Raw genomic sequence first — 12,476 nt, 5'->3', positions numbered from 1 at the left:
CCTAACGAAAACCGTGACGCTGGCGAATCAGGTCATAGGCCTGATGCAGCTCACGTGTACGTTCCGTGGCCTCGCGCACGCGTTCTGGCGTCGCACCGCTCCCCGCTAACTTGTCCGGATGGTGGCGGCTCAATAAGCGTCGATACGCCTGCTTGATCTGCGCAGGCTCGGCCTCGGCATTTACATTCAACAGCCTCAGCGCATGCTGATAAGCGTTGCTGACGCTCGAAACCAACGGCCCTTGCTGCGGCGCATACGTGTCACTCAGCTGCGCCTGGACAGCCGCTGAGACTTGCAACCACTTGCCCCAAAGCATGATCAACTCACGCTCTGCCTGGGCAACCTGGCCATCCACCCAGGCCATCCGCCAGCAAGCGCGCAACAGCGCCTCACTGCGTCCGCGCTGACGACGCAATGGCGCACGCAAGCTATAGCGCCCGGTCTTGCCCTGGGCAAAAGCCGCTATCGCCTGTCGCTGCCCCTCTACATCCAGCCCCAAACGCTGCATTTCCGCCTGAGCCTGCTTGATATGCGCCGGGAGTACACGGCCACCGCTCTTGGCCAAACGTCCCAGCAATATAAAAAGTAGCCACTCATCACGTGACTCGGCGCGACCACCCAAGCGCTCACGCAACGCTCCCCAGGACTGCAGCCGCAAGCGCCGGTCCAGAACCTGGCCCAACAACCCGCCGAGCATTGCCCCGGGAATACTGGCCACTACCAGACCGACAACAGCCCCCAATAAGGTCGCAGGCCAGAGCATCTCAGCCGCGCGCCTCAAGCAAACGCTCAACGTCCGCCAGACGCTCATGAGTACCGACATCCACCCAACAGCCCGAAAACTGCTCGCCACTGACCTGCCCAGCCGCCATGGCTGCGCGCAACAAAGGCGCGAGCTTGAAGGCTCCAGGCCGGCAGTCGGCAAACAAGGCCGGTGACAACACCGCAATGCCGCTGTAGGTCAGACTGACCTGATTCGCCTGAGCATCGCTGACCTGATCGCCTTGCAAGTGAAAATCCCCGCCCACGTGATGGCCAGGATTAGCGACCAACACCAGATGGGCCAACCCAGCTAAAGGCTTTCGCAGCTCAGCAAAAGAGTAATCGGTGAACACGTCGCCATTGATCAAGGCAAAGGGCTGATCGCCCAACAGTGGCAGGGCCTGGAAAATCCCGCCCCCCGTTTCCAGCGGCTCACCCTCCGCGGAATAGGCAATACGGACGCCAAAACGGGAGCCATCTCCCAGGTAATCCTCAATCTGCTGGCCCAGCCAGGCATGATTGATTACCAGCTCGGTGAAGCCGGCCGCCGCCAATGCCCGCACGTGGTACTCGATCAAAGGCACACCGGCCGCACGCACCAAGGGTTTGGGGGTATGTAGAGTCAGTGGGCGCAAACGCTCACCTTTACCAGCAGCCAGAATCATCGCCTTCATGCAGACTCCCGCTGCAGGCTGCCGAGCAACTCAGCCAACTCCGCCAGCTCCGGTCGGCGCGCCAATACCGCCTCTATATAAGAGAAGAACCGCGGCACATCGCCCAGATACTTGGGCTTGCCATCGCGATGGCAAATGCGCGCAAAGATACCGATCACCTTGAGGTGGCGCTGCACGCCCATCAAGTCGCTGGCACGCAAGAAGTCATCCAATTCGGGCTGAACCGGCACACCCGCTTCACGCGCCTGCTGCCAATACTGCTCCAACCAGCCGCGTACACGCGCCTCTGGCCAACTGAGGAAGGCATCTTTGAACAGGCAAGTGATGTCATACGTAACCGGGCCGTACACAGCATCCTGAAAATCCAGCACACCGGGATTCGGCTCACTGAGCATCAGGTTGCGCGGCATGTAGTCACGGTGCACCAGCACCTTAGGCTGAATCAGGGCGCTGTCGATCAACAACTGACTGGCGCGCTGCCACAGAGCGTGCTGTTGCTCGCTGAACTCCACTCCCAAATGGCGCTGTACATACCACTCAGGGAATAACTGCAGCTCACGGCGCAGCAGTGCATCATCGTAGCTTGGCAATGGCGTGGTCATCGGCAACTGCTGGAAGGCCAGCAATGCCTGCATCGCATCAGCAAATAATGCATCCGCATTGTCGTCGTTGATGACATCCAGATACGTCTGTCGGCCTAAATCATTGAGCAAGAGAAAGCCTCGCTCAAGGTCAGCAGCCAGAATTTGCGGCACGTTGAGGCGTGCCTCAGCCAGCAAATGCGCCACCTTGACGAAGGGCGCGCAGTCTTCCTGCGGCGGCGGGGCATCCATCACGATTAAACTCCGCCCGGCCCCTTGCCAGCGGAAATAACGGCGAAAACTGGCGTCACTGCTGGCAGAGGTCAACGTGGCGGGCGGTACAGCGCCCCAGCCCTGCTCGGCAAACAGCCCAGGCAGCTGCTGATCCAGCCAATTTTCGAGAAGTTTTAAGCGTACATCTTCATCAGGCATTACAAGGTCTCCGACGGCGCTAGCCGTTGCGCGGGTCATGCTTTATTATCCAGCATCTTTTCAAGCCCATCGAGAGGCGTGCGGCCTCAGGGCCAATGGCGCGCAGGAAGCCCGGATAAAATAAGATGGCAGTAAAATACCCCGCGTTTCGTAAGAAATTCCCTCTACTGGTTACTGGCAGCCTACTGGCGCTACAACCTTTAGCCGTTCCTTTTGCTATCGCTGCTGATCAGTTCGATTGCCAGGTTTCCGCCACCGGCGGCTGGGCATGCGCCCCGAAAACCAGCAATGCTGCACTGCCAGCTCGGCCAGTACAACGTGATTCGGTTGCCAGCAGCAAGACTGCTGATGGCCGCACTGAATCCGGCCAAACCAAAGCGGCGCAAGCAACCCTGGTTACGGAAAGCCGTGGCAAAGGCCTCGCCTCGCGCAGCGCCGACTACAGCCATCTGGATTGGGTGCCGCGAGAAAACCTCAGCGCCGCTCAGCTAGCTGAAGCTGGCCCTTATTGCGCTGGCGCTTATGTAGAGCCAACTCGACCAGGCATGGACGACAAAACGCCGATGGATGAAGCGCCGATGTTCGTCTCGGCCAAAGCCTCGCGCTATGAGCAGGAAGAGCAAGTCGCCACCCTCGCCGGCGATGTAGTTTTGCGCCAGGCCGGCATGCAGGTTGAAGCGGATGAAGCCAACCTGCGTCAAGCGGAAAACCGTGGTGAGCTGATCGGCAATGTGCGTCTGCGTGATCAGGGCATGCTGGTTGTCGGTGACCGCGCCGAACTGCAGCTGGATAACGGCGAAGCCAAAGTCGACAACGCTGAATATGTGCTGCACAAGAGCCATATCCGCGGTAATGCGCTCTACGCCAAGCGTGAAGAAAGCGCGATTATCCGTCTGAAAGACGGCACTTACACCAGCTGCGAGCCGGGTAGCAACGCGTGGCACCTGAAGGGTAATAACATCACCCTGAACCCGGCTACCGGTTTCGGTACCGCGACCAACGTCACCCTGCGGGTAAAGAATATTCCGGTGTTCTACACACCTTATATCTACTTCCCAATTGATGACCGTCGCCAGTCCGGCTTCTTGCCGCCGAGCATCGGCAGCTCCAGCGATAACGGCCTGACGCTGCAAACGCCTTATTACTTCAACCTGGCACCGAACTATGACGCCACGTTGTACCCAACCTATATGAGCGACCGCGGCTTGCTGATGGAAGGCGAGTTCCGCTACCTCACCAAGAACAGCGAAGGCCAGTTTGGCGGTGCTTATCTCGATGACAGCAACGACGACCGCAAACTGCAGTCGGAGTACCAAGACCAGCGCTGGATGCACAGCTGGCAGCACAAGACGGGATTGACCTCGCGCTTGCTGGCTGAAGTCGACTACACCGACATCAGCGACCCATACTATTTCCAGGACCTGGACAGCGACCTTGGCATCAGCTCAACCAGCTTTGTTAATCAGCGCGGCACTCTGACCTATCGCGGCGACAGCTACACCGCACGACTGAACGCGCACGCTTACGAACTGGCCAACATCACCGATATCACGCCGTACAATCGTTTGCCGCAACTGACACTAGATGGCGTGTTGCCATTTCAGCCTGCTGGTGTGAACTTCAGCTACGGCACTGAATATGTTCGCTTCGATCGCAGCCTACGCAAGGGCAACTTCGTCAAAGAAGACGGTGTAGTAGAACAGCCGTGGTACGACGAAAATATATTTGGCCTTGCTCGCGCCAATGGCGAGCGTATACATCTAGAACCCGCCGTAAGCCTGCCGCTGAACTGGAGTTGGGGCTTTATCAAGCCGCAGATTAAGTTTCTGCAGACCAACTACGACCTGAGTCTGGACTCGAAAGGTAAACAGAACCTAGCCAGCAGCAATCAGTCGTTTGAAGATACGCCTGATCGTGGCCTTGGCATGTTCAGCCTGGACAGCGGTTTGTACTTCGACCGCAACAGCCAATGGTTCGGCAAATCTTATCGACAAACGCTGGAACCGCGCCTGTTCTATCTTTATGTACCCGAAGAAGACCAGACCGACATCCCCATTTTCGACAGCGGCGAGAGCACTTTCGACTACTCCTCGCTATGGCGTGAAAACCGCTTCTCGGGCAGAGACCGCATTGGTGATGAAAACAAACTGTCACTGGGCGTAACCAACCGCTGGATCGAACCCAACGGATTTGAGCGCCAGCGCTTCAGTATCGGCCAGGCCTTCTACTTCGAAGACCGCCAGGTACAGCTCCCAGGGATTGACTACCGTACCCGCCAAGACTCGCAAGCGTCGGTTTCTCCCTACGCATTGGAATACCTGTATCGCTTTAACCGCGACTGGCGTTTCTCGTCCGATTTCAACTGGGACCCGGACAGCCACACCACTCGTTCGGGTAGCGCCATGTTCCACTACCAACCCGAAGACAACCCGAACAAGGTAGTCAACGCGGGATATCGCTATCGCAACGACACCATACGTTACGACGAAACCACCGGTAGCTGGGTCGTGGGCGGCGGTGACTATGGCACACCAGGCTCACCTGAATATATTGAGGACTACTACAAGATAAGTCAGCACGACTTCTCGGTTATCTGGCCGGTCGTGCCGCAGTGGAACGTGATTTCGCGCTGGCAGTATGACTACGGCCGCGACCGTACACTGGAAGCCTTCGCTGGCTTTGAGTACGACAACTGCTGCTGGAAACTGCGCCTGATCAACCGCTACTGGATTGATTATGACGAAGTCAGCCTGAACCCGTCACTGAACGACCAAGCTGACCGCGGCATCTTCCTGCAGATCGTACTTAAGGGTCTGGGCGGTGTAGTCGGCAATAAAGTTGAGACTTTCCTCGATCAAGGCATTCAAGGTTATCGTGAACGTGAAGATCAAGCTTTCTGATTGCGTGCGCCCACTGCTGTTGGGCGCGCTGTTTCTGGGTACTGCGGCACAAGCCGAAGTACAGTCACTCAACCGCGTCGTGGCAATTGTTGATAACGACGTGGTCATGCAAAGCCAGCTTGATGCGCGCCTGCGTGAGGTGCAGCAAACCATCGCTCAGCGCGGTGCGGCGCTGCCACCTGAGCATGTTCTCAGTCAGCAGGTGCTAGAGCGGCTAATCATTGAAAACATCCAACTGCAAATTGGTGATCGCTCAGGCATTCGCATTACCGACGAAGAGTTGAATCAGGCCATCGGCACTATCGCCCAGCGTAACGGTATGAGTATCGAGCAGTTTCGCGCGGCGCTAGCGAAGGACGGCCTGTCCTATACCGACGCACGTGACCAAGTACGTCGCGAAATGATCATCAGCCGTGTACGTCAACGTCGTGTGGCAGAACGCATCCAAGTCACGGATCAGGAAGTGCAAAACTTCCTCGCATCAGACATGGGCAAGATGCAGCTGTCGGAAGAGTTTCGCCTGGCGAACATTCTGATCCCGGTGACAGAAGGCGCTTCTTCGCAGGATATACAAGCAGCTGATCGCCAGGCTCGCGAGCTGTATCAGCAATTGCAGCAAGGTGCCGACTTTGCCCAGTTAGCCATTGCTCGTTCAGCCAGCGAAACCGCACTGGAAGGCGGCGAAATGGGCTGGCGTAAAGCCGGGCAATTGCCACCGCCTTTCGATGCAATGCTCAGTGCTATGTCGGTCGGCCAGGTGACAGAGCCGATGCGCACCCCAGGTGGCTTTATCATGATCAAGCTGCTGGAAAAGCGCGGCGGCGACAGCCAGGTACGTGACGAAGTAAATGTTCGTCACATCCTGATCAAGCCCAGCGAAATCCGTAGCGAAGCCGAAACTAAGCGCCTGGTTGAACGCCTGTACCAACGCATCCTATCTGGCGAAGACTTCAGTGAGCTGGCGAAGAGTTTCTCCGAAGACCCCGGTTCTGCCCTGAATGGCGGCACCCTGAGCTGGATCGACCCGAACATACTGGTACCTGAATTCCGCGAAGTGATGAACAGCACGCCAGCTGGCGAGCTGTCTAAGCCCTTCAAGAGCCCATACGGCTGGCACGTATTGGAAGTCATGGGCCGCCGCGCCACGGATAGCAGTGCCCAGTACCGCGAGCAACAGGCGATGACCTTGTTGCGCAACCGCAAGTACGACGAAGAACTGCAGGCCTGGTTGCGCCAGATCCGCGACGAGGCTTATGTCGAGAGCAAGCTCTAGCAGCCTCGACGCCTTCGCGCAGTAACAGATCAAGCCCGGCCCAGCATATGCAGAGCCGGGCTTTTTTACGCCACGGCATCATGACCGCCGCTCTGCAAACCCGCCCCACTTCAGTTGGCGCTTAACGGAGAACCTGCCGATGATTACCACTCGCCCTTTCGCACTGACTCCAGGTGAGCCTGCCGGCATAGGCCCCGATCTATGCCTGCTACTAGCCCGCGAAGCACAGCCGCACGCGCTGATTGCCATCGCCAGCCGAGACTTACTACTCCAACGCGCACAGCTAATGGGGCTGAGCATTCAATTGATCGCAGTCAGCCCAGAACGCTGGCCGGACCAGGCCGCACCCGCTGGCAGCCTGTATGTTTGGGACACGCCACTGGCCGCCCCTGTAAAGCCCGGTCAACTGAATACAAGCAACGCGCACTATGTGCTGCAAACCCTGACCCGCGCGGGTCAAGGCTGCCTCGATGGGCACTTCGCCGGAATGATTACGGCCCCCGTGCACAAAGGCGTAATCAACGAGGCAGGAATTAACTTTTCCGGTCACACCGAGTTTCTTGCCGAACTGACGCATACCGAACAGGTGGTGATGATGCTCGCCACTCATGGTTTACGTGTAGCGTTGGTGACCACACACCTGCCGCTCAAAGATGTAGCCGATGCCATTACCCCCGAACGCCTAACCCGCGTCACGCGTATTCTCGACCATGATCTGCGCAGCAAATTTGGCATCGCTCAGCCGCGCATCCTCGTGTGCGGCCTCAATCCGCATGCCGGCGAAGGTGGTCATTTGGGGCGTGAGGAAATCGAGATCATCGAGCCAACGCTGCAACAATTACGCAGCGAAGGTATCAACCTGATCGGCCCGCTACCCGCCGACACCCTGTTCACCCCCAAGCACCTCGAACATTGTGATGCGGTGCTGGCGATGTATCACGACCAGGGCCTACCGGTGCTCAAATACAAAGGCTTTGGCGCGGCCGTAAACGTCACCCTCGGGCTGCCCATCATCCGCACCTCGGTCGACCACGGCACCGCACTGGATTTGGCCGGTAGCGGCCAGATCGACAGCGGCAGCCTGCAGGTGGCCCTGCAAACCGCATACGAAATGGCCGCCCGCCAGGTGAAAAGCCACTGACTGCCACGCCCGGCACGGGGCGGACGCCGCCAATGCTGTTAAACTGCCGGGCTTTCTACACGCGTTAAATTCGCTTCAAGCCGATGCTTTGAAGCCTGGAGCTGCTGCATGTCCGAGTACCAACACCGCGCGCGCAAGCGCTTCGGCCAGAACTTCCTGCATGACGCTGGGGTCATTCACCGCATTCTGCGCGCCATCCACGCCCGCGAAGGCGAGCACATGCTGGAAATCGGGCCAGGCCAAGGCGCACTGACCGAAGGCCTGCTCAACAGCGGCGCGCAGCTCGACGTGATTGAACTCGATCGCGACCTGATCCCGATTTTGCAACACCAGTTCGGCAACAACCCGCGCTTTCGCCTGAATCAGGGCGACGCTCTCAAGTTCGACTTCAACCAGCTGCAGGCCGCGCCACACAGCCTGCGCGTGGTCGGCAACCTGCCGTACAACATCTCCACGCCGCTGATCTTCCACCTGTTGAGCAATGCCTCGCTGATCCGCGACATGCACTTTATGCTGCAAAAAGAAGTGGTCGAGCGCTTGGCCGCAGAGCCTGGTGGCGGCGATTGGGGCCGGCTGTCGATCATGGTGCAGTACCACTGCCGCGTGGAACATCTGTTCAACGTCGGCCCCGGCGCGTTCAACCCACCGCCCAAAGTCGACTCGGCGATCGTCCGCTTGGTGCCACACGACGTGCTGCCGCATCCGGCCAAGGATCATCATCTGCTTGAGCGCGTGGTCCGTGAAGCCTTCAACCAAAGGCGCAAAACACTGCGCAATACCCTGAAGAATTTACTGCCCGCTGCGGCAATCGAAGCCGCAGGCGTCGATGGCAGCCTGCGCCCCGAGCAACTGGACCTGGCTGCGTTTGTACGCCTGGCGGACAAACTAGCGGAACAATCCAACGCCGACTGACAGCGGCTAGACTGGGCTTCTACCCACCGAGTTAATTACGCATGAGCGATTCGCGCTACAACATCGACGTCAGCGTCGCCACCCGCTACCTGCCGGAGCAATCGCAGCCGGAGCAGAACCGCTTTGCCTTCGCCTACACCGTTACGGTGAGCAACAAGGGCGAACTGCCGGCCAAACTGCTCTCGCGCCATTGGGTGATTACTGATGGCGATGGCCGGGTGCAGGAAGTGCGCGGTGCCGGCGTGATCGGCCAGCAGCCGTTGATCGAAGCCGGTGCCAGCCACACGTACAGCAGCGGCACAGTAATGACTACCCGTGTGGGCATCATGCAGGGCAGCTATCAAATGCTGGCCGAAGACGGTAAACGCTTTGACGCGCTGATCGCGCCCTTCCGTCTCGCGGTGCCGGGCTCGCTGCACTAATGGCCACCTACGCAGTCGGCGACCTGCAAGGCTGCCTGAAACCCCTGCAATGCCTGCTTGAGCGCGTGGCCTTTGATCCCGCGCAGGACAATCTCTGGTTGGTGGGCGACCTCGTCAACCGCGGGCCTGAGTCCCTAGCGACGCTGCGTTTTCTCTACAACATCCGTGATGCGCTGACCTGCGTGCTGGGCAATCACGACCTGCACCTGCTGGCCGTGGCGCACAACATCGAACGCCTGAAAAGAGGCGACACCCTGCGCGAGATCATCGACGCGCCGGATGCTGCCGACTTGCTCGACTGGCTGCGCCGGCAGAAGCTTCTGCATTACGACGAAGCACGCGATACCGCCCTGGTACACGCCGGCATCCCGCCGCAGTGGAACATGGACAAAGCGCTCAGACGCGCCGCCGAAGTGGAAGCAGCTCTGCGTGACGACGCACTCATGCCGCAGTTTCTCGACGGTATGTATGGCAACGAGCCGGCCAAGTGGGACGGTGACCTGCACGGCGTAACCCGTCTGCGGGTGATCACCAATTACTTCACCCGCATGCGCTTCTGCAAAGCCGACGGCACCCTCGACTTAAAAAGCAAGGAAGGCGTCGGCAGTGCACCGCCAGGCTACGCGCCCTGGTTCAGCTACAAGCAGCGCAAGACTCGCGGCCAACGCATCATTTTCGGCCACTGGGCTGCGCTCGAAGGGCAATCCTCGGAACCCGACGTGATTGCCCTGGATACCGGCTGCGTCTGGGGCGCGAGCATGACCCTGATAAATATCGATAGCGGCGAGAAATACAGCTGCGACTGTAAGGAGCAAGCATGAGCGAATTTAAACGCATCCCCCCCGAGCAGGCTCAGGCCTTACGTCAGCAAGGCGCAGCGGTGGTCGACATCCGTGACCCACAGAGCTTCGCCGCCGGCCACATCAGCGGCTCACAGCACCTCGACAACCACTCGCTGCATACCTTTATCAGCCAGGCCGACCTCGATGCGCCGCTGATCGTCGCCTGCTATCACGGCAACTCCAGCCAGAGCGCGGCGGCCTACCTGGTTGGCCAGGGTTTCAGTGAGGTCTACAGCCTCGATGGCGGTTTCGAGCTGTGGCGCGCCACCTTCCCCGGCGATACCGCACAAGCTTCCGAAGAATAATTTTTTCAACGCCCAGGCCGCACCAGCAGCGGCCTGCCGGCCCCTCCCGACCAGCGGTAATATCCTGTTATCGTCGCGCGCCCCTTGCCCCCGCCGATTCCGAACTATCCTTTAGCTCAGGCCATCTAAAACAAGGTAGAGCCGGCCACACGGCATCGGGCCATCGGTAAGACTATTTGGTGTTCTGGGGGTTTAATCCCGGTTGCATCCGCACCGGAGCTACCAAGCACCTGACCGATCCCGCACCGGCTCTGCGCATCGAGCGAGGTGAAGTCATGAGCATTTTCAGCCACTTCCAACAACGTTTCGAAGCGACTCGCCAGGAGGAACTGTCCCTCCAGGAGTACCTCGAACTGTGCAAAACAGACCGCAGTGCTTATGCCTCGGCGGCCGAGCGCCTGCTAATGGCCATCGGCGAGCCTGAACTGCTCGACACCTCAAGCAACTCGCGGCTGTCGCGGATTTTCTCCAACAAGGTGATCCGCCGTTACCCCGCCTTTGCTGACTTCCACGGCATGGAAGAATGCGTCGACCAAATCGTCTCCTACTTCCGCCATGCGGCTCAGGGCCTGGAAGAGAAGAAACAGATTCTCTACCTACTCGGCCCGGTGGGCGGCGGTAAATCCTCGCTGGCCGAGAAACTCAAGCACCTGATCGAGAAGGTGCCGTTCTACGCGATCAAAGGCTCGCCAGTATTCGAGTCACCACTCGGCCTGTTCAGTGATGCCGAGGATGGCGCCATTCTCGAAGAGGATTACGGCATTTCGCGCCGCTACCTAGGCAGCATCATGTCGCCCTGGGCCACCAAACGCCTGCAAGAGTACGGTGGCGACATCAGCCAGTTCCGCGTGGTCAAACTCTACCCCTCGATCCTTAATCAGATCGCCGTGGCCAAGACCGAGCCGGGCGATGACAACAACCAGGACATTTCCGCCTTGGTCGGCAAGGTGGACATTCGCAAGCTGGAGGAATTTCCACAGAACGACGCCGATGCTTACAGCTACTCGGGCGCCCTGTGCCGAGCCAACCAGGGCCTGATGGAATTCGTCGAGATGTTCAAAGCACCGATCAAGGTGCTGCACCCACTGCTGACTGCCACCCAGGAAGGTAACTACAACAGCACCGAAGGCCTCGGCGCGATTCCTTACAGCGGCATTCTGCTGGCCCACTCCAACGAATCGGAATGGCATAGCTTTCGCAACAACAAGAACAACGAGGCATTTATCGACCGCATCTACATCGTCAAGGTGCCCTACTGCCTGCGCGTCACCGACGAGATCAAGATCTACGACAAACTGCTGTTCAACAGCTCCCTGGCCAAGGCCCACTGCGCGCCGGACACGCTGAAGATGCTCGCGCAGTTCTCCACCCTCAGCCGCCTGAAAGAGCCGGAAAACTCCAACGTCTACTCGAAAATGCGCGTGTACGACGGCGAAAATCTCAAGGACACCGACCCCAAAGCCAAGTCGATTCAGGAATACCGCGACACTGCCGGCGTCGATGAGGGCATGAATGGCCTGTCGACCCGCTTCGCCTTCAAGATCCTCTCCAAAGTGTTCAACTTCGACCCGCACGAAATTGCTGCCAACCCGGTGCACCTGCTTTACGTGCTGGAGCAGCAGATTGAGCAAGAACAATTTCCTGCCGAAGTGCGCGAGCGTTACTTGCGCTTTATCAAGGAGTACTTGGCGCCGCGCTATATCGAGTTTATTGGCAAGGAAATCCAGACTGCCTACCTGGAGTCCTACAGCGAGTACGGGCAGAACATCTTCGATCGCTATGTGCTGTACGCCGATTTCTGGATTCAGGACCAGGAATACCGCGACCCGGAAACCGGCGAAATCCTCAACCGCGTGGCCCTCAACGAAGAGCTGGAGAAGATCGAGAAACCGGCTGGCATCAGCAACCCCAAGGATTTCCGTAACGAGATCGTCAACTTCGTGCTGCGCGCCCGCGCCAACAACAATGGCAAAAATCCCACCTGGCTCAGCTACGAAAAATTGCGCGTGGTGATCGAGAAGAAGATGTTCTCCAACACCGAAGACCTGCTGCCGGTCATCAGCTTCAACGCCAAAGCGAGCAAAGAGGATCAACAGAAGCACAACGACTTCGTCACGCGCATGGTTGAACGCGGATACACCGACAAACAGGTACGCCTGCTCTCTGAGTGGTATCTGCGGGTTCGCAAATCGCAATAAAACGGCCTGACGTGACAGGCTGCGGATTCGTGCA

The 12,476-nt window shown here is 58.6% G+C and carries 11 protein-coding genes; 8 read left to right on the top strand and 3 right to left on the bottom strand.

Annotated features, from left to right (window positions below; genetic code table 11):
* Position 1 precedes the first annotated feature (1 nt).
* From D8779_RS10595 to D8779_RS10585, 3 genes are read right to left on the bottom strand one after another with little or no spacing between them, the layout of a single operon-like run.
* The gene (locus tag D8779_RS10595; protein ID WP_136664365.1) at positions 2–763 is read right to left on the bottom strand and encodes a DnaJ domain-containing protein; all 762 of its coding nucleotides are present in this window, start codon (positions 761–763) and stop codon (positions 2–4) included.
* 1 nt (position 764) lies between these two features.
* The gene (gene murU / locus D8779_RS10590; protein ID WP_136664364.1) at positions 765–1,436 is read right to left on the bottom strand and encodes an N-acetylmuramate alpha-1-phosphate uridylyltransferase MurU; all 672 of its coding nucleotides are present in this window, start codon (positions 1,434–1,436) and stop codon (positions 765–767) included.
* The gene (locus tag D8779_RS10585) at positions 1,433–2,449 is read right to left on the bottom strand and encodes an aminoglycoside phosphotransferase family protein (protein WP_136664363.1); all 1,017 of its coding nucleotides are present in this window, start codon (positions 2,447–2,449) and stop codon (positions 1,433–1,435) included. The genes murU and D8779_RS10585 overlap by 4 nt, the downstream gene beginning before the upstream one ends.
* Before the next feature lie 125 nt (positions 2,450–2,574).
* Between D8779_RS10585 and D8779_RS10580 the strand changes: the two genes are divergently transcribed.
* The 8 genes from D8779_RS10580 to D8779_RS10545 all read left to right on the top strand — a co-directional run bounded on the left by D8779_RS10580 (position 2,575) and on the right by D8779_RS10545 (position 12,442).
* Positions 2,575–5,349 carry an LPS-assembly protein LptD gene (locus tag D8779_RS10580; protein ID WP_136664362.1) on the top strand — a complete coding sequence of 925 codons (2,775 nt, stop codon included), beginning with the start codon at positions 2,575–2,577 and terminating at the stop codon, positions 5,347–5,349.
* A complete protein-coding gene (locus D8779_RS10575; protein ID WP_167492551.1) occupies positions 5,330–6,622 on the top strand; it encodes a peptidylprolyl isomerase in 1,293 nt (430 codons plus the stop codon). The genes D8779_RS10580 and D8779_RS10575 overlap by 20 nt, the downstream gene beginning before the upstream one ends.
* A 139-nt stretch (positions 6,623–6,761) precedes the next feature.
* The gene (gene pdxA / locus D8779_RS10570; RefSeq protein ID WP_136664360.1) at positions 6,762–7,763 is read left to right on the top strand and encodes a 4-hydroxythreonine-4-phosphate dehydrogenase PdxA; all 1,002 of its coding nucleotides are present in this window, start codon (positions 6,762–6,764) and stop codon (positions 7,761–7,763) included.
* 108 nt (positions 7,764–7,871) lie between these two features.
* A complete protein-coding gene (rsmA, locus tag D8779_RS10565; RefSeq protein WP_136664359.1) occupies positions 7,872–8,675 on the top strand; it encodes a 16S rRNA (adenine(1518)-N(6)/adenine(1519)-N(6))-dimethyltransferase RsmA in 804 nt (267 codons plus the stop codon).
* A gap of 41 nt (positions 8,676–8,716) precedes the next feature.
* The gene (gene apaG / locus D8779_RS10560) at positions 8,717–9,097 is read left to right on the top strand and encodes a Co2+/Mg2+ efflux protein ApaG (RefSeq protein WP_136664358.1); all 381 of its coding nucleotides are present in this window, start codon (positions 8,717–8,719) and stop codon (positions 9,095–9,097) included.
* Complete coding sequence (locus D8779_RS10555; protein ID WP_136664357.1) at positions 9,097–9,918, top strand: symmetrical bis(5'-nucleosyl)-tetraphosphatase; 822 nt, start codon at positions 9,097–9,099, stop codon at positions 9,916–9,918. Before apaG ends, D8779_RS10555 begins: the two co-directional genes overlap by 1 nt.
* The gene (glpE, locus tag D8779_RS10550; protein ID WP_136664356.1) at positions 9,915–10,244 is read left to right on the top strand and encodes a thiosulfate sulfurtransferase GlpE; all 330 of its coding nucleotides are present in this window, start codon (positions 9,915–9,917) and stop codon (positions 10,242–10,244) included. Before D8779_RS10555 ends, glpE begins: the two co-directional genes overlap by 4 nt.
* Before the next feature lie 275 nt (positions 10,245–10,519).
* On the top strand, positions 10,520–12,442 hold the full coding sequence (locus D8779_RS10545; protein WP_136664355.1) for a PrkA family serine protein kinase: 1,923 nt from the start codon (positions 10,520–10,522) through the stop codon (positions 12,440–12,442).
* Positions 12,443–12,476 lie beyond the last annotated feature (34 nt).

The organism is Pseudomonas leptonychotis, from assembly GCF_004920405.1.
GTDB classification, from domain to species: Bacteria; Pseudomonadota; Gammaproteobacteria; order Pseudomonadales; family Pseudomonadaceae; genus Aquipseudomonas; species Aquipseudomonas leptonychotis.
Note: the sequence above shows the minus strand (reverse complement) of the source record. Positions and strands in the feature narration are given on the sequence as shown.

Bases quoted from the DNA above. Each gene is read 5' to 3' on its own strand.
- D8779_RS10595 (WP_136664365.1), bottom strand. From the start codon at position 763: ATGCTCTGGCCTGCGACCTTATTGGGGGCTGTTGTCGGTCTGGTAGTG.
- murU (WP_136664364.1), bottom strand. From the start codon at position 1,436: ATGAAGGCGATGATTCTGGCTGCTGGTAAAGGTGAGCGTTTGCGCCCA.
- D8779_RS10585 (WP_136664363.1), bottom strand. From the start codon at position 2,449: ATGCCTGATGAAGATGTACGCTTAAAACTTCTCGAAAATTGGCTGGAT.
- D8779_RS10580 (WP_136664362.1), top strand. From the start codon at position 2,575: ATGGCAGTAAAATACCCCGCGTTTCGTAAGAAATTCCCTCTACTGGTT.
- pdxA (WP_136664360.1), top strand. From the start codon at position 6,762: ATGATTACCACTCGCCCTTTCGCACTGACTCCAGGTGAGCCTGCCGGC.
- rsmA (WP_136664359.1), top strand. From the start codon at position 7,872: ATGTCCGAGTACCAACACCGCGCGCGCAAGCGCTTCGGCCAGAACTTC.
- apaG (WP_136664358.1), top strand. From the start codon at position 8,717: ATGAGCGATTCGCGCTACAACATCGACGTCAGCGTCGCCACCCGCTAC.
- D8779_RS10555 (WP_136664357.1), top strand. From the start codon at position 9,097: ATGGCCACCTACGCAGTCGGCGACCTGCAAGGCTGCCTGAAACCCCTG.
- glpE (WP_136664356.1), top strand. From the start codon at position 9,915: ATGAGCGAATTTAAACGCATCCCCCCCGAGCAGGCTCAGGCCTTACGT.
- D8779_RS10545 (WP_136664355.1), top strand. From the start codon at position 10,520: ATGAGCATTTTCAGCCACTTCCAACAACGTTTCGAAGCGACTCGCCAG.